Below are 16390 nucleotides of genomic sequence, written 5' to 3' on the forward strand. Positions count from 1 at the left end.
CCTCTTTGACCGATGAGGTAAAGCATGCGTCGCCCCTTGGTAGCTGGTAACTGGAAAATGCACGGTACCCGCGCCAGCGTCGCAGAGCTGATCAACGGATTGCGTCGGCAGGTTTTGCCTGCCGATGTCGAAATTGTGGTCTTTCCATCCTGTCTGCACATTGCTCAGGTTGTGGAGGGCATGACGGATAAGGTTGTGACGGTCGGTGGGCAAAATTGCGCAATCGACCCCGGTCAAGGCGCCCTGACGGGTGAGGTCGCTGCCAGTCAGTTGCAGGATGCGGGTTGTACCCTGGTGTTGGTCGGTCATTCGGAGCGGCGTTTGCTGCTGGGTGAGGCCGAGGCCGAGGTGGTGCACAAGTTTGCCGCTGCGCAGTCTTGTGGTCTGACTCCGGTGTTGTGCGTGGGTGAGACCCTCGAACAGCGTGAGGCGGGCAAGACGCTGGAGGTGGTTGGCGCGCAGTTGGCCACTGTGGTCGGCGCGCTGGGTATCGATGTCTTTGCTCGGGCGGTGGTTGCCTATGAGCCGGTCTGGGCCATTGGTTCGGGCCTGACGGCGTCGCCCGAGCAGGCGCAGCAGGTGCATGCCGCCATTCGCGCTCAGCTGGCTGCGCACAGTGCTGAAGTGGCCTGTGCGGTAAGGATTCTATATGGCGGCAGCGTGAAGGCCGCCAATGCTGCCGAGTTGTTCGGTATGCCGGATATCGATGGGGGGCTCGTTGGTGGGGCCTCTCTGAATGCGGATGAGTTCGGTGCGATTTGTCGCGCCGCAGGAAACTGACAAAATGCTTGAAACAGGCGTAGTGATTTTTCATCTGCTGGGTGCGATCGGCGTGGTTGCGCTGGTTTTGTTGCAGCAGGGCAAGGGTGCGGATGCAGGCGCGTCTTTTGGTTCCGGCGCTTCGGCTACCGTATTCGGTAGTCAAGGTTCCTCTACCTTTCTGAGTCGCGTTACTGCTATACTCGCCACCGCTTTTTTCTTAACTAGCTTGGGCTTAGCGTTCTTTGCTAAAGAAAAGGCTGATGCGTTGACTCAGGTCGGTTTGCCTGATCCAGCGGTGTTGGAAGTGCAGCAGGCCAAGCCCGCTGTTGAAGATGTGCCCGTACTCGAAGAGCAAGCGCCGGCTGCTGAAGCGGCTGACGTACCTCAGGCTCCAGAGCAGTAACAAGCAATGCGCAACACGTGATTTTGCCGAGGTGGTGGAATTGGTAGACACGCTACCTTGAGGTGGTAGTGGCCATAGGCTGTAGGGGTTCGAGTCCCCTCCTCGGTACCAATTTACAAGCAAGCCCGCAGTATGCGGGCTTTCTTGTTGCTGAAGCGTTGGTTGACCCTCGTGGGGGTTCGGTCGTATACTTCGGCCCCAGCTTTGACGCGGGGTGGAGCAGTCTGGTAGCTCGTCGGGCTCATAACCCGAAGGTCGTTGGTTCAAATCCAGCCCCCGCAACCAGCAGTAGCGGAGCCCCTTTTCAGGGGCTTTTTGCTAGCTGAGAGACAGGTTTGCCGGTCTTTAGAGGCCGGTTGAAGGGATGGGCGTTTCGCCCATTTTTCATTTGCACAGCATGCGCGAGGGGCTCAGGTGTCGAGCAAGCTAGAACAGTTGCAGGCCTTGGTGGCCCCGGTAGTCGAAGCACTCGGCTATGAATGCTGGGGTATCGAGTTCCTGTCGCAAGGGCGGCATTCATTGCTGCGAATTTATATCGATCATGCCGATGGCGTTCTCATCGAAGATTGCGAGAAGGTCAGCCGGCAGATCAGTGGTGTTCTCGATGTCGAGGACCCGATCAGCGCGGAGTACACCCTCGAGGTGTCTTCGCCCGGCATGGATCGGCCGCTGTTCACGTTGCAGCAGTTCGCCAGTCATGCCGGCGAGCAGGTGAAGATCAAACTGCGTTCGCCTTTCGAGGGGCGCCGTAACTTTCAGGGTCTCCTTCGCGGCGTGGAGGAGCAGGACGTGGTGGTGCAGGTGGATGACCATGAGTTCCTGTTGCCGATCGACTTGATCGACAAAGCCAACATTATCCCCAGATTTGATTGAGACGCGGATCCCGCGGATCCAATGGATTGCGAAAGGCGAGGCGTACGATGAGCAAAGAAGTACTGCTGGTTGTTGAGTCGGTGTCCAACGAAAAGGGCGTACCGGCTAGCGTTATATTCGAAGCGCTGGAGTTGGCTTTGGCCACTGCCACCAAAAAGCGTTTTGAAGACGAAGTCGAGTTGCGTGTGGCGATCAATCGCCAGACGGGCAACTACGAAACTTTCCGTTGCTGGACAGTGGTCGAAGAAGCCGATTTCGATGACCCTGCGCATCAAGTCACCGTCGATATGCCGCGGGCGGTTGAAGCCAATGCGAAAGTCGGTGATGTGCTCGAGGAGAAAATCGATTCCATCGAGTTCGGTCGCATTGCTGCGCAAACCGCCAAGCAAGTCATTGTGCAGAAGGTTCGCGAGGCCGAGCGCGCTCAAGTGGTGGAAGCCTACCGTGAGCGTCTGGGCGAGATCATCTCCGGCACCGTGAAGAAGGTGACTCGCGATAATGTGATCATCGATCTGGGTAACAATGCCGAGGCGTTGCTGGCGCGCGAGGACATCATCTCGCGGGAAACTTTCCGCGTCGGTGCCCGGGTGCGTGCCCTGCTCAAGGAAATTCGTACCGAGAACCGCGGTCCGCAGCTGATCCTCTCGCGTACCGCGCCGGAAATGCTGATCGAGCTGTTCCGCATCGAAGTGCCGGAGATCGCCGAAGAGTTGATCGAAGTCATGGCCGCCGCGCGTGATCCTGGTTCGCGGGCCAAGTTGGCGGTGCGCTCCAAAGACAAGCGTATCGACCCGCAAGGCGCCTGTATCGGCATGCGTGGGTCGCGCGTACAAGCAGTATCCGGCGAGTTGGCCGGCGAACGTGTGGATATCGTGCTGTGGGATGACAATCCCGCGCAGTTTGTGATCAACGCCATGTCGCCAGCGGAAGTTGCCGCAATCATTGTCGATGAGGATGCCCATGCCATGGACATCGCCGTCGGCGAAGACAACCTGGCGCAGGCCATTGGCCGTGGTGGTCAGAACGTTCGTTTGGCCAGTCAATTGACGGGCTGGACGCTGAACGTGATGACCGAAGCGGACATCCAGGCCAAGCAGCAGGCGGAAACCGGCGACATCCTGCAGCACTTCATCGACGAGCTGGAAGTCGACGAAGAGCTGGCCCAGGTGCTGGTCGAAGAAGGCTTCACCAGCCTGGAAGAAATCGCTTATGTGCCGATGGAAGAGATGCTCAGCATCGATGGTTTCGATGAAGAAATCGTCAGCGAGCTACGGGCACGGGCAAAAGATCGCCTGTTGACCAAGGCCATCGCCACAGAAGAAAAACTGGCAGACGCCCACCCGGCCGAAGACCTGCTCTCTCTCGAGGGTATGGACAAAGGCTTGGCGCAGGAACTGGCAGTACGCGGTGTGGTTACCCGCGAAGACCTGGCCGAGCAGTCGATTGACGACCTGCTCGACATCGACGGCATCGACGCAGAGCGTGCCGGCAAGCTGATCATGGCCGCCCGAGCCCATTGGTTCGAGTAAGTTTTACGGCCTGAGGAGAGAAGTGCATGACGCAAGTCACGGTGAAAGAACTGGCCCAAGTGGTCGACACACCGGTAGAGCGCCTGCTGCAGCAGATGCGTGAGGCGGGTTTGCCGCACAGCAGTGCCGAGCAAGTTGTTACCGATAACGAGAAGCAGGCTTTGCTTGCTCATCTCAAAAACAGCCACGGCGTCAAGGTTGAAGAGCCGCGCAAGATTACCTTGCAGCGCAAGACCACCAGTACGTTGCGAGTGGCTGGCAGCAAGACCATCAGTGTGGAAGTGCGCAAGAAGAAAACCTTCGTCAAGCGCAGCCCTGAAGAGATCGAGGCCGAGAAGCAGCGTGAGCTGGCCGAGCAGCGTGCGGTCGCCGAAGCGGCTCGCCTGAAGGCGGAAGAAGAAGCAGCCAAGCAGCGTGCGGCCGAGCAAGCCCAGCCTGCGGTCACCGGAGTCGCGAGCGACGCGGTCGCAGCCGCGGCACCGGTCGAAGCGCCGATCGAGGCGTCGGCGGTCGCTGCTGCGATTGCAGAGCGCAAGAAAGACGAGCAGCGCCGTCCCGACAAGCCGCGCAATGAAGATGCCGACCGTCGTGGTGATCGCAAGACCACCCAGCATCGTCCCGCGGTCAAGGAAAAGGCTCCGGCCCCTCGTGTGGCGCCGCGCAGCGTCGAAGAAGAAAGAGACAGCCACCGTCGTGGTGGTGGCCGTGGCAAGTCCAAGCTGAAGAAGCGCAATCAGCATGGCTTCCAGAGCCCGACGGGTCCGGTCGTTCGTGATGTCGCCATTGGCGAGACCATCACCGTCGGTGAGTTGGCTCAGCAGATGTCGGTTAAAGCTGCCGAAGTCATCAAGTTCATGTTCAAGCTGGGCACTCCGGTGACCATCAACCAGGTGCTGGATCAGGAAACTGCCCAGTTGATCGCCGAAGAGCTGGGCCACAAGGTCAAGCTGGTCAGCGACAACGCCCTGGAAGACCAGTTGGCCGAGTACCTGAAGTTCGAAGGCGAGACCTTCTCCCGTGCGCCGGTGGTGACCGTCATGGGTCACGTCGACCACGGCAAGACCTCGCTGCTCGACTATATTCGTCGCGCCAAAGTGGCCGCGGGCGAAGCCGGTGGTATCACTCAGCACATCGGTGCCTACCACGTGGAAACCGATCGCGGCATGGTCACCTTCCTCGATACCCCGGGTCACGCGGCGTTTACCGCCATGCGTGCCCGTGGTGCCCAGGCGACCGATATCGTGATTCTGGTGGTTGCAGCGGACGACGGCGTAATGCCGCAGACCATCGAAGCCGTGCAGCATGCCAAGGCCGCGGGCGTTCCGTTGGTGGTTGCGGTGAACAAGATCGACAAGCCGGGTGCCGATCTCGATCGCATCCGTAGCGAGCTCTCTGTTCAGGGTGTGACTTCGGAAGAGTGGGGCGGCGACACGCCGTTCGTCTCGGTCTCGGCGAAAGTCGGTACCGGTGTCGACGACTTGCTCGAAGCCGTATTGCTGCAAGCCGAAGTGCTCGAGCTCAAAGCCACTCCGTCCGCTCCTGGGCGTGGTGTGGTGGTCGAGTCGCGTCTCGATAAGGGTCGCGGTCCGGTTGCCACCGTGCTGGTGCAAGACGGTACCCTGCGCCAAGGCGACATGGTCCTGGTCGGCTCCAACTACGGCCGCATTCGCGCCATGCTCGACGAGAACGGCAAGCCGATCAAGGAAGCTGGTCCGTCGATTCCGGTCGAGATCCTCGGCCTGGACGGCACCCCGGAAGCGGGTGACGAGATGAGCGTGTTGACCGACGAGAAGAAGGCCCGCGAAGTGGCGCTGTTCCGTCAAGGCAAGTTCCGCGAGGTCAAGCTGGCCCGTGCTCATGCCGGCAAGCTCGAGAACATCTTCGAGAACATGGGGCAGGAAGAGAAGAAGACGCTCAATATCGTCCTCAAGTCCGATGTCCGTGGTTCGCTGGAAGCCTTGCAAGGCTCGCTCGGCGGCCTGGGTAACGACGAAGTGCAAGTGCGTGTGGTCGGTGGCGGCGTCGGTGGTATCACCGAATCCGATGCCAACCTGGCGCTGGCCTCCAACGCCGTGCTGTTCGGCTTCAACGTGCGGGCCGATGCTGGCGCACGCAAGATCGTCGAACAGGAAGGTCTGGATATGCGTTACTACAACGTGATCTACGACATCATCGAAGACGTCAAGAAGGCCCTGACCGGCATGCTCGGCAGCGATGTTCGCGAGAACATCCTGGGTATCGCCGAAGTGCGTGACGTGTTCCGTTCGCCGAAGTTCGGCGCGATCGCCGGTTGCATGGTGACCGAGGGTGTCGTGCACCGTAACCGTCCGATCCGCGTACTGCGTGACGACGTGGTGATCTTCGAAGGCGAACTGGAATCCCTGCGCCGCTTCAAGGACGACATGTCCGAGGTGCGTGCCGGCATGGAGTGCGGTATCGGCGTGAAGAGCTACAACGACGTCAAGCCTGGCGACAAGATCGAAGTGTACGAAAAAGTCCAAGTGGCTCGCAGCCTGTAACAGGCATGTAGCAGCGAGTTGCAATATGCAGCGCCCGGCCCCGTTTTTGCGCGGCCGGGCGTTTGCCGCTTTTAGGTCCGATGCTTTTCTGGGCGTCGTGGCGAGTGAAGGTAGTAGAAATGGCCAAAGAATATAGCCGTGCCCAGCGCATCGGTGACCAGATGCAGCGCGAACTGGCGCAACTGATCCGTCTGGAGATCAAGGACCCGCGTCTCGGCGGTCTGGTGACCATCACCGCGGTGGAAGTCAGCCGCGATGCCAGTCATGCCAAGGTGTTCGTCACCGTGATGGGCGGCGAGCCGGAAGAGGGTGTCGATCGCGTGGCGCAGAGCATCAAAGTGCTCAACGATGCCAGCGGTTTCCTGCGCATGCAGTTGGGCAAGGCGATGAAGCTGCGCAGCGTGCCCAACCTGCGTTTCCATTACGACGAAAGCGTCATCCGTGGCGCCCAGTTGTCGGCCCTGATCGAGCGCGCCGTCAGCGAAGACAGTGCCCATGGCGGCAATAAAGCCGAGGCCGAGGAGTAAGCCCGTGGCTCAGGTGAAACGTATTCGTCGTCCGGTCGATGGCATCATCCTGCTGGATAAACCCAAGGGCTTCAGCTCCAATGCGGCGCTGCAGAAGGTGCGCTGGTTGCTCAATGCCGAGAAGGCCGGGCATACCGGCAGCCTCGACCCGTTGGCCACCGGTGTACTGCCGCTGTGCTTCGGCGAGGCGACCAAGTTCTCGCAGTATCTGCTGGACGCCGACAAAGGCTATGAAACCCTGATGCAGCTGGGGGTGACCACCACCACCGCCGACGCCGAGGGCGAAGTCTTGGAGCGGCGTCCGGTGACCGTTGGTCGTGCCGAGATCGAAGCCCTGCTGCCGCGTTTTCGCGGCGAAATCAGCCAGATACCGCCGATGTACTCGGCGCTCAAGCGCGACGGCCAGCCCTTGTACAAGCTCGCCCGTGCCGGTGAGGTAGTGGAGCGCGAGCCGCGTTCTGTTACTATTGCGCGCTTGGAATTATTGAGCTGCGAGGCGGAGCAGGCGTGCCTGGCGGTGGACTGCACCAAAGGCACCTATATCCGCACTCTGGTCGAAGACATCGGCCATCTGCTCGGTTGCGGTGCCCATGTTGCGGAACTGCGCAGGACCAAGGCCGGGCCGTTCAGCTTGGCCCAGACCGTCAGCCTGGAGGCGCTGGAACAGGCCCATGCCGAGGGTGGTCATGAGGCGGTGGATCGGTTCTTGCTGCCGGTCGATAGTGGCTTGCAGCACTGGCCGTTGTTGCAGTTCTCCGAACACAGTTCGTTCTACTGGTTGCAAGGGCAGCCGGTACGCGCCCCGGAAGCGCCGAAGTTCGGCATGGTACGGGTGCAGGATCACAATGGCCGCTTCATCGGTATCGGTGAAGTGAGCGAAGACGGGCGCATTGCGCCGCGTCGCTTGATTCGGTCGGCATGACCGAAGCGTTGGAGAGGGCTTCTGTTCTCATCGGCGTATCGAGGGTGGCTGTTAATAGGCACGGTCATACCTCACTTAAAAACACGGGAAGCGATTCCCGGCCTATTGCAACTGTTTCGGCGGTTGCCTAACTGAGAGGACGCCCACATGGCACTCAGCGTTGAAGATAAAGCCCAGATCGTTAATGACTACAAGCAAGCTGAAAGCGACACCGGTAGCCCTGAAGTGCAAGTTGCACTGCTGACCGCCAACATCAACAAGCTGCAAGGCCACTTCAAGGCCAACGGTAAAGACCACCACTCGCGTCGTGGCCTGATCCGTATGGTTAACCAGCGTCGCAAGCTGCTGGACTACCTGAAGAGCAAGGATGTCAGTCGTTACAGCGCCCTGATCGGTCGCCTGGGTCTGCGTCGCTAAGCAATGCTTATGCGTAGCTGACTGCCGAAGCTGGAAGTGGGGTGTAGCCCTGCTTCCAGCTTTTGCGTTTCAGTCGTACGTGTTTAGGACAGGGCCGGGTTCGACTCCCGTTACTGCCCACGAATTCTGCAAGAACCGCTTTCCCCAAAGGCAAATAGAGAGAAGGAAAACACCGTGAACCCGGTAATCAAGAAGTTCCAGTTCGGTCAATCGACCGTTACCCTCGAGACTGGCCGTATCGCCCGTCAAGCCTCCGGCGCAGTGCTGGTCACCGTTGACGACGACGTTGCCGTATTGGTCGCAGTCACCGGCGCCAAAACTGCCGATCCGAGCAAAGGCTTTTTCCCGCTGTCTGTGCATTACCAGGAAAAAACCTACGCCGCCGGCAAGATCCCCGGCGGTTTCTTCAAGCGTGAAGCGCGTCCTTCCGAGAAAGAGACCCTGACCTCGCGCCTGATCGACCGTCCTATCCGTCCGCTGTTTCCGGAAGGCTTCATGAACGAAGTGCAGGTCATCTGCACCGTGATCTCCACCAGCAAGAAGACCGATCCGGACGTCGCTGCGATGATCGGTACCTCGGCCGCTCTGGCCATCTCCGGTATTCCGTTCAATGGCCCGATCGGTGCCGCACGCGTGGCCTTTCACCCGGAAACCGGCTACCTGCTGAACCCCAATTACGAGCAGCTCAAGGCTTCCAGCCTGGACATGGTCGTAGCCGGTACCAAAGACGCCGTGCTGATGGTTGAGTCGGAAGCCAAAGAGCTGACCGAAGACCAGATGCTCGGTGCCGTGCTGTTTGCTCACGACGAATTCCAGGTCGTGATTCAGGCCATTACCGAGCTGGCTGCCGAAGCCGCCAAGCCGACCTGGGATTGGCAGCCCAAGCCCGAGAACACTGCTCTGCTCAACGCTATTCGCGGCGAGTTCGGCGATGCCATCTCGCAGGCTTACACCATCACCGTCAAGCACGAGCGTTATGCCCGTCTGGGCGAGCTGCGCAATGAAATCGTCGCCAAGTTCGCAGGCGAAGAAGGCCAGCCGACTGCTGGTGAAGTCAAAGAAGTATTTGGCGAAATCGAATACCGCACCGTGCGCGAGAACATCGTCAACGGCAAGCCGCGTATCGATGGTCGTGACACCCGTACCGTCCGCGGCCTGAACATCGAAGTCGGTGTACTGGCCAAGACCCACGGTTCGGCGTTGTTCACCCGTGGCGAAACCCAGGCCCTGGTGGTTGCCACCCTCGGCACCGCACGTGACGCGCAGCTGCTCGACACCCTCGAAGGCGAGCGCAAAGACCCCTTCATGCTGCACTACAACTTCCCGCCGTACTCGGTCGGTGAGTGTGGTCGCATGGGCGCTACTGGCCGCCGCGAAATCGGTCACGGCCGTCTCGCTCGTCGCTCCATCGCAGCCATGCTGCCGAGCGCTGACGTGTTCCCGTACACCATTCGCGTGGTCTCGGAAATCACCGAGTCCAACGGCTCCAGCTCCATGGCTTCGGTCTGCGGTGCCTCCCTGGCACTGATGGATGCCGGTGTGCCGATGAAGGCGCCGGTTGCCGGTATCGCCATGGGGCTGGTCAAGGAAGGCGAGAAGTTCGCAGTCCTGACCGACATCTTGGGTGACGAAGATCACCTCGGTGACATGGACTTCAAGGTAGCCGGTACTGACAAGGGCGTTACCGCTCTGCAGATGGATATCAAGATCCAGGGCATCACCGAAGAAATCATGGAAATCGCTCTGGGCCAGGCCCTGGAAGCGCGCCTGAATATCCTCGGCCAGATGAACCAGGTGCTTGCTCAGTCGCGTACCGAACTGTCGGCCAACGCTCCGACCATGATCGCGATGAAGATCGATCAGGACAAGATTCGTGACGTGATCGGCAAAGGTGGCGCGACCATCCGTGCCATCTGCGAAGAGACCAAGGCTTCGATCGACATCGAAGACGACGGCACCATCAAGATCTTCGGCGAAACCAAGGAAGCGGCAGAGGCGGCGCGTCAGCGCGTCCTCGGCATCACCGCGGAAGCCGAGATCGGCAAGATCTACGTCGGCAAGGTCGAGCGCATCGTCGACTTCGGCGCCTTCGTCAACATCCTGCCGGGCAAGGACGGTCTGGTGCACATCTCGATGCTGAGCGATCAGCGGGTCGAGAAGGTCACCGACATCCTCAAGGAAGGTCAGGAAGTCAAGGTACTGGTACTGGACGTGGACAACCGCGGCCGTATCAAGCTGTCGATCAAAGACGTGGCAGCAGCGGAAGCCTCGGGCGTTTAATCACCCGCGCGCTTCACGCTGGTAGAAGGAGGGCCCCCTTGATGGGGGCCCTCTTTTTTTTGGGCGCGCCCCCGGCGCCGAACGTGGCCGGTGGTGGAACTCGGCGCGCGGCCTGGCGCAATGGCCGTGCGAGGGGCTGCCTGTGCCCGCTGTTTGCGGTTACCGGTTCGCTCCTTGCCGGGCGCGGGGAAGAGGGCGGGTTCCGCTTGCCAGGGTGGCGAAAAAGTAGCTGGTGGGCGGCTGGTAGCGAGGTCATGATGGTGGCGTTACCAATGTGTCGCTGTCGCGGCCCAGCGGGGCTGTCGAGCAATCCCACTCCAATTCGCGCTGTGACCAGCAGGCCGTGCAGGAGCGCGACCGGGGTTTGGCTACTAACCTCAACGAGGTCAGTGTCGTGTCGATGTACAAGCCCGAGCAGTCGAGGCCGGCCCAAGGGGGGCAGGATGACCAGGAGCCAGTCAGTGGATGATGAGTCGCATGTTCTCTGCGCCCCGCTGCGTCCGGAGGCCGAATACCCTGGGGCCCGGCTCGAGTCCGGCGAGTGTGGTGAGCATGGCTGACTATCTCGCACACGAACGCAAGCTCACGCTCAAGGTGGTCTACTACGGGCCGGCCCTGAGCGGCAAGACCACTAACCTGATGCAGTTGCACACCCTGTTGCGCCCGCAACGCAAGGGCGAACTGATGGTGCTCGAGACCCGCGACGACCGCACCCTGTTCTTCGACGTGCTGCCGATCGGCCTGCGCAGCGAGAATGGCCTGGACCTGCGCCTGAAGCTCTACACCGTGCCGGGTCAGGTACAGCACGACAGCACGCGCAAGGCGGTGTTGTCGCGCGCCGACGGGGTGATCTTCGTCGCCGATTCGCAGGCGGCGCAACAGGACAACAACGCCAATGCCTTCGACAACCTCGCCGACAACCTGCAGAAGCTCGGCATGGATATCGAGCAACTGCCGCTGGTGGTGCAGTTCAACAAGCGCGACGTACCCGGGGCGGTCGACGAGGACGGCCTGCAGGCGCGCTGGCGGGACACGCCCTGGGCGCCGTTGTGCTTGGCCTCGGCGATCAGTGGTCAGGGGGTGGTGGAAAGCTTTCGCCTGCTGCTCGAGCGGCTTTACCCCGCGCTCGACCGGGAATACCAACTGGCCAGTGGCGAAAGCATAGACGCGGCGACCTTCGTTCGCCAGCTGAGCATGGCAGAGGGGGGCAACTGATGCTGGGCTTCGAGGATGACCCGCAACTGATCGATCTGCTCCCGGTCGAGCGCCAGCAACGCCTGCTGCAGCTGCTGCAGGCCCTGGTTACTCAGCCGCTGAGCCTGCATGAGCACTACCGCGACGATGCCGAACCGGTCGAGTTCAACCTGGAAACCCTGGGCTGGCTGCATTGCCCCCAGCAGCCCCAGGTGCAGCAGGCGGCGGCCCGGGTGCTGGAGTTCGTGCTGTTTTATGTCGGCAAGTATCGCTTGGCGGCCAATCTGCATCACGACACCACCGAGGCCAGTTTCGCCGAGCTGCAGCGCCAGAATGCCGCGCTGCAGGCCTCCGAGGCGCGCTACCGAGAGCTTTCCGCACAGTTGCAGACGCGGGTCGACGAGCAGGTCAAAGTCATCGAGCAAGCCCAGCAACAGCTTTACGAAACGGCTCGCCTGCGCTCGATCGGCCAGCTCGCCGCCGGGGTCGCCCATGAGATCAACAACCCGATAGGCTTCATTGCCAGCAACCTGCGGGTCGCCGGCGACTACCTGGATGAGCTGGGCGCAAAACTGCCCGACGACCCCGCCTGTGCCCCGCTGTTGAAGGATTTCAAGGATCTGCTGGGCGAATCGCTCAGTGGAACCCAGCGCATCGCGGCCATCGTCACCGACCTGAAGACCTTTTCCAACATCGATCAGGCGGATTTCGTGCCCTGTGACTTGAATGCCCTGATCGGCACCACCTGTCACCTGTTGCAGGCCGAGAGCAGTCAGGCGTTGCATATCGAGCTGAGACTGTCCGAGATGCCGCACTTGGCCGGCTATCCGGCGAAGATCTCGCAGGTCTTCTACAACGTGTTGGACAATGCGGTGAAGGCACTCGCCGGGCCGGGCAGCATACGCGTCACCAGCCGCCTGGGCGGGGGTGGCGCGCTGGAGGTGATCGTCGAGGACAACGGCTGCGGCATCCCCGCAGCAGATCTGCCACGCCTCTTCGAACCTTTCTTCACCACCCGCCCGGTCGGCTCGGGAACTGGTCTGGGCTTGAGCGTGGCGCGCGACACAATGACCGCTCACCAGGGCGAGATCCTGGTGCACAGCCGCCTCGGCACAGGCACCCGGGTGACCCTGCGTTTCCTCTGCCGCTAAGGAGTTATCGTGGCCAAACGTTATGCGTCGCTGTTTGTCGGAGAGAGACCCAATGCCGAGGAGATCGATGCCGCGCCCAGCGCGCCCTACAGCCTGCTTCTGGTGGATGACGAGCCGGGCATCCTCGCCGCGTTGCGCCGGGTGTTTCAGCGCGAGAACTATGAGCTGCACTTCGCCCGCAATGGCATCGAAGCCCTGAAGATTCTGACTAGCCAGCCGATCCAGCTGATCATCAGCGACTTCATGATGCCGCAGATGAATGGCAGCGAACTGCTCAGCCAGGTGCGCGAGCGCTGGCCAGCGACCATTCGCATCATGCTCACCGGGCATGCCAATACCGACGCGGTGATGGGGTCGGTCAAGGGCGGCGCGGTCTACCGCTTCATCCTCAAACCATGGAACGACGATGACCTGCGCCTGACCATAGCCCTGGCGCTCGAGCAATATGCCCTGCTGCAGCGCAACCGCGCCCTGGAACAGGAAAACCACCAGCAGCACCGCGACCTGGCGACCCTGGCAAAACTGGGCGTTACCAACCGCAGCCAGCTGGCCATCATGCTGCACAAGAAAGGCCTGCTCAACGCCCAGCAGATCCAGCTGTTGCACAAGGAGATGCAGATTCACAAGACCCCGGTGATGCGCCAGCTGATGCAGCACGACTGGATCGATAGTGACAAGATTTACCAGCTGATGCGCAAGGACCTGATGTTCGAAGAGGTCGATCTGCGCGAGTTCCAGGTCGATCTGCCGCTGCTGGCCCTGGTGCCGCAGGCGGTCTGCATGCGCCAACTGGTGTTGCCGCTGCGGGTGACCGACAAGCGCCTGCGCCTGGCGATGGCCGACCCGATGGACATGGGGCTGATCGAAGAACTCGGCTTCATGACCGGCTACAGCATCCACCCCTTGCTGTGCGAGCTCGAGCAGCTGCAAAACAAACATCGGGAGATATTCGGCGAACCCGGCAATCAGCTCGAAGACCTGGCGACGGTGGTCGGCAACAGCGACCCCTACGAAGGCATCGAGATCGTCCTCGACGACGACGCCAACAGCGAAAGCCTCGAGCAGCTGCTGGGCAGCTCGGAGGATCCGCCGGCGATCCGTCTGGTCAATGCGATCATTCTCGAGGCACTGCGCCTGGGCGCCAGCGATATCCATATCCACCCGCGGACCAAGCAGATCGTGGTGCGCTATCGCATCGATGGGGTGCTGCAGGACAAGATCCAGATCCCCAGTACCCTGTTGATGTCGCTGGTGTCGCGGATCAAGGTGATGGCCGAGCTGGACATCACCGAACGGCGGCGTCCGCAGGACGGCCGGATCACGGTGAAGACGCCGATGCGCATCGTCGATCTGCGCATCTCCACGCTGCCGACCATCAACGGCGAGAAAATCGTCATGCGTGTGCTGGAGCGTCAGTCCGCGGCGCAATCGCTGGAAGATCTCGGCCTGTCGGCGCACAACCTGAAGCGCCTGTTGCATGTGGTGAGCAAGCCGCAGGGCATCATCCTCGCCACCGGGCCGACCGGCAGCGGCAAGACCACCACCCTGTTCGCCCTGTTGCAGCACGAGGCCTCGCCGGAGAAGAACTACGTCACCATCGAGGACCCGGTGGAGTTCCACGTCGACCTGGCCGGTCAGGTGCCGGTGCGCGAACGGATCGGCCTGAGCTTCGCCAGCATCCTGCGCGCGATCCTGCGCCAGGACCCCGATGTCATCCTGCTCGGCGAGATCCGCGATCAGGAAACCGCCGACGTGGCCTTCCATGCCGCGCTCACCGGCCATCTGGTGTTCTCCACCCTGCACACCAACTCGGCGGCGGCGACCATCGCCCGCCTCTTCGACCTCGGGCTCAAGCCCTATGTGCTGGCTTCGGCGCTCGAGGCGATCATCGCCCAGCGGCTGGTACGGCGTATCTGCAACCACTGCCGCGTCCCTGTGACGCCCCCCAGGGAGGTGTTGAGAAGCCTGGCGGCGTGTCTGCTCGAGCCGGACCTGCAGTTTTTCCAGGGGCGCGGCTGCGAGCATTGCAATCAGGGCTACAAGGGCCGGGTAGGTATCCACGAGGTGCTGACCATGAGCGACAGGCTGCGTGACGCCATCTCCCAGGGCGCCGGCGCCACCCAGTTGCAGGCCATCGCCCGCGAGCAGGGCATGACCACGCTGTTCGATGACGCGCGCGAGAAGATCCATGCCGGCCTGACCACCATCGAGGAGGTGCTGCGCCTGCTCGGTCCGCAGAACTTGCAGGAGTAGCGAGGCGCTCCGTTGCCTGAGCGGCGGTGAAAAAATTGCTGCTTGCTGCGACTGTCTGGGGGACGACCGCCACGACGGCGCTCGATGCTTGCACAGGCACCTGAGCGATGGCCTGCTGATGGCGGCGAATGGCCTGAACCTGACAACAGCATTTGCCGGGTGCCTGCCCCAGTCAGCGCGACAGGCGACAAGTAATCGGGGCTTAGTCGTATTCAGTTGCCGCGTTTGCTGTCGATGTCACGCAGCCGGTTACCTTCGAAGCGCAGAAAATGGTACATGCCGTTGCGCGGGCCGTAGGTCCATTCCTCGATGGGCACTTCGTGATAAAAACCGTAGTCGTCGCGCACTTCACGGTAGCCGAGGAAGTCGCGGCTCCGGGGTTCGCCGCATTTGTCGAGGACTTCGAGGGTGCTGTCGTCGGTGCTGATCAAGGCGCTGCCGCAGCGCAAGGTCGCAGCCTCGCTGCTGCCGGCCAGTAGCACGAGCAGGGTGGTCATTAGGGCTTTCACAAGGCTAATCGGTTGGCCAATGATGTCGCCAGACTACCGCGCGGCCAGGCGCTTGTCAGGGCCCGCGTCGTCTTTCGATGCGCGTCAGGCGGTTGCCCTCGAAGGTCAGGATGGTCAGCATGCCGTTGCTTGGCCCGTAGATCCATTCCTCGATCTTCAGCTCCTGGCGCTGGTACGGCCCGAGGGTGTAGCCGACCAGATCACGAAAAACCGGCTCGCCGCATTTCTGCTCCACCTCGAAACTGCGATCACCGACACTCACCAGTTGGCTGCCGCAGCGCAGGGTGTCGCCCTGGGCTGCCGGGGCGCAAGCGAGGAGCAGGGCCAGGCCGAGAGACTGAAAAAAAATCGCTTGCCTGCTACGACCGTCGCCGGGCGGCTGCAACTGCGTTGCGCTACGCAAACGGAGCGCAGCGGAGTAACAGCCGCAGGCTGGCCCGCAGGGAGAGCGAAGCGAGTCAAAACTTCGGTCACTTGGCACGCCAAACACCCTCGTTTTCACCTGGCTCGCCTTGTTTCGCTGGCCCGACGGCGTTCTCGCGACGGCCTTCGAAATTTTTCCAGCCGCTGAGGTGTTTGATCGTCATCATCGCTTGGGCCTTATTGGCTATCGAGGTGCAGCGCCGTGGCCACCCGGCCTTCCTCTTGCGCCTGGCCGAGGCCGACATCCAGCAGGTAGATGCGTTCGTCGGCCAGGCCGCCACGCTCGACCAGATAATCCTTGATGCTGGAGGCGCGGGCCTGGGCCAGTCGCCGTTGCAGCATCTGGCTCTTGCCCCAGAATTGCAAGATGGCGGCGCGCAGATTGGCCGCGCGCTGTTCCTCGTCCAGCTCCTGCCACTCGGCGGGTGGCTGCCGTTTCAGACGGGCGCGGTAGATGCCTTCGAGCAGTGGGGCTTTCTCCTCTTCCGGAACCTCGAGCTGGTTGACCGCGGCCGGCACCGCGTCGCCGCGGCGCTGGAGGATCTTGTAGTAGGTATTCTGGTACTCGCGCTGCAGGCGCTGCTCGGCCAGTGGCGGGCCATCGCTGCTTGGCGCGCTGATGCCTTCG

General features: G+C 61.5%; 14 protein-coding genes, 2 tRNA genes and 1 pseudogene. 14 read left to right on the forward strand and 3 right to left on the reverse strand.

All coding sequences use genetic code 11. From position 1 onward, the window contains the following. The first annotated feature begins 24 nt into the window (after positions 1-24). The 14 genes from tpiA (at position 25) to ABZE94_RS07385 (ending at position 14830) form a co-directional block, all read left to right on the forward strand. Positions 25-780: a triose-phosphate isomerase gene (gene tpiA / locus ABZE94_RS07320; RefSeq protein WP_372874878.1), complete on the forward strand. Its 756-nt coding sequence runs from the start codon at positions 25-27 to the stop codon at positions 778-780. A 4-nt stretch (positions 781-784) separates the two neighbouring features. Further along, positions 785-1165 (forward strand): preprotein translocase subunit SecG, encoded by a 381-nt coding sequence (gene secG, locus ABZE94_RS07325; RefSeq protein WP_372874879.1) that lies wholly within the window; start codon positions 785-787, stop codon positions 1163-1165. Between the two features lie 25 nt (positions 1166-1190). Beyond that, positions 1191-1276: transfer RNA gene (locus ABZE94_RS07330), tRNA-Leu, on the forward strand. Positions 1277-1373: 97 nt separating this feature from the next. Beyond that, positions 1374-1450, forward strand: a tRNA-Met gene (locus tag ABZE94_RS07335). Between the two features lie 129 nt (positions 1451-1579). Next, the gene (gene rimP / locus ABZE94_RS07340; protein ID WP_372874880.1) at positions 1580-2038 is read left to right on the forward strand and encodes a ribosome maturation factor RimP; all 459 of its coding nucleotides are present in this window, start codon (positions 1580-1582) and stop codon (positions 2036-2038) included. A gap of 47 nt (positions 2039-2085) precedes the next feature. Beyond that, the gene (gene nusA / locus ABZE94_RS07345) at positions 2086-3567 is read left to right on the forward strand and encodes a transcription termination factor NusA (protein ID WP_372874881.1); all 1482 of its coding nucleotides are present in this window, start codon (positions 2086-2088) and stop codon (positions 3565-3567) included. 26 nt (positions 3568-3593) lie between these two features. Continuing rightward, entirely contained in the window at positions 3594-6086 is a 2493-nt protein-coding gene (infB, locus tag ABZE94_RS07350) for a translation initiation factor IF-2 (RefSeq protein WP_372874882.1), read from the forward strand. A gap of 119 nt (positions 6087-6205) precedes the next feature. Continuing rightward, positions 6206-6613 (forward strand): 30S ribosome-binding factor RbfA, encoded by a 408-nt coding sequence (gene rbfA / locus ABZE94_RS07355; protein WP_372874883.1) that lies wholly within the window; start codon positions 6206-6208, stop codon positions 6611-6613. Positions 6614-6617: 4 nt separating this feature from the next. Beyond that, on the forward strand, positions 6618-7535 hold the full coding sequence (truB, locus tag ABZE94_RS07360) for a tRNA pseudouridine(55) synthase TruB (protein WP_372874884.1): 918 nt from the start codon (positions 6618-6620) through the stop codon (positions 7533-7535). 147 nt (positions 7536-7682) lie between these two features. Then, positions 7683-7952, forward strand: a complete 270-nt coding sequence (rpsO, locus tag ABZE94_RS07365; RefSeq protein ID WP_372874885.1) for a 30S ribosomal protein S15 — start codon at positions 7683-7685, stop codon at positions 7950-7952. Between the two features lie 174 nt (positions 7953-8126). Then, complete coding sequence (pnp, locus tag ABZE94_RS07370) at positions 8127-10232, forward strand: polyribonucleotide nucleotidyltransferase (RefSeq protein ID WP_372874886.1); 2106 nt, start codon at positions 8127-8129, stop codon at positions 10230-10232. A gap of 552 nt (positions 10233-10784) precedes the next feature. Beyond that, positions 10785-11447 (forward strand): ATP/GTP-binding protein, encoded by a 663-nt coding sequence (locus ABZE94_RS07375; RefSeq protein WP_372874887.1) that lies wholly within the window; start codon positions 10785-10787, stop codon positions 11445-11447. Then, complete coding sequence (locus tag ABZE94_RS07380) at positions 11447-12577, forward strand: sensor histidine kinase (protein WP_372874888.1); 1131 nt, start codon at positions 11447-11449, stop codon at positions 12575-12577. Before ABZE94_RS07375 ends, ABZE94_RS07380 begins: the two co-directional genes overlap by 1 nt. Before the next feature lie 9 nt (positions 12578-12586). Continuing rightward, a complete protein-coding gene (locus ABZE94_RS07385; protein WP_372874889.1) occupies positions 12587-14830 on the forward strand; it encodes an ATPase, T2SS/T4P/T4SS family in 2244 nt (747 codons plus the stop codon). A 212-nt stretch (positions 14831-15042) separates the two neighbouring features. Here the strand turns inward: ABZE94_RS07385 and ABZE94_RS07390 are convergent, their stop codons facing one another. From ABZE94_RS07390 to ABZE94_RS07400, 3 genes and pseudogenes are all read right to left on the reverse strand, one after another. After that, a complete protein-coding gene (locus ABZE94_RS07390) occupies positions 15043-15327 on the reverse strand; it encodes a DUF2845 domain-containing protein (protein ID WP_372874890.1) in 285 nt (94 codons plus the stop codon). 67 nt (positions 15328-15394) lie between these two features. After that, entirely contained in the window at positions 15395-15688 is a 294-nt protein-coding gene (locus tag ABZE94_RS07395; RefSeq protein WP_372874892.1) for a DUF2845 domain-containing protein, read from the reverse strand. A gap of 251 nt (positions 15689-15939) precedes the next feature. Continuing rightward, positions 15940-16390: pseudogene (locus ABZE94_RS07400) on the reverse strand (hypothetical protein); the annotation flags it as partial.

It is taken from the genome of Pseudomonas sp., assembly GCF_041601375.1.
Classification (GTDB): domain Bacteria; phylum Pseudomonadota; class Gammaproteobacteria; order Pseudomonadales; family Pseudomonadaceae; genus Aquipseudomonas.

Bases quoted from the DNA above. Each gene is read 5' to 3' on its own strand.
- tpiA (WP_372874878.1), top strand. From the start codon at position 25: ATGCGTCGCCCCTTGGTAGCTGGTAACTGGAAAATGCACGGTACCCGC.
- secG (WP_372874879.1), top strand. From the start codon at position 785: ATGCTTGAAACAGGCGTAGTGATTTTTCATCTGCTGGGTGCGATCGGC.
- nusA (WP_372874881.1), top strand. From the start codon at position 2,086: ATGAGCAAAGAAGTACTGCTGGTTGTTGAGTCGGTGTCCAACGAAAAG.
- infB (WP_372874882.1), top strand. From the start codon at position 3,594: ATGACGCAAGTCACGGTGAAAGAACTGGCCCAAGTGGTCGACACACCG.
- rbfA (WP_372874883.1), top strand. From the start codon at position 6,206: ATGGCCAAAGAATATAGCCGTGCCCAGCGCATCGGTGACCAGATGCAG.
- rpsO (WP_372874885.1), top strand. From the start codon at position 7,683: ATGGCACTCAGCGTTGAAGATAAAGCCCAGATCGTTAATGACTACAAG.
- ABZE94_RS07375 (WP_372874887.1), top strand. From the start codon at position 10,785: ATGGCTGACTATCTCGCACACGAACGCAAGCTCACGCTCAAGGTGGTC.
- ABZE94_RS07380 (WP_372874888.1), top strand. From the start codon at position 11,447: ATGCTGGGCTTCGAGGATGACCCGCAACTGATCGATCTGCTCCCGGTC.
- ABZE94_RS07390 (WP_372874890.1), bottom strand. From the start codon at position 15,327: ATGACCACCCTGCTCGTGCTACTGGCCGGCAGCAGCGAGGCTGCGACC.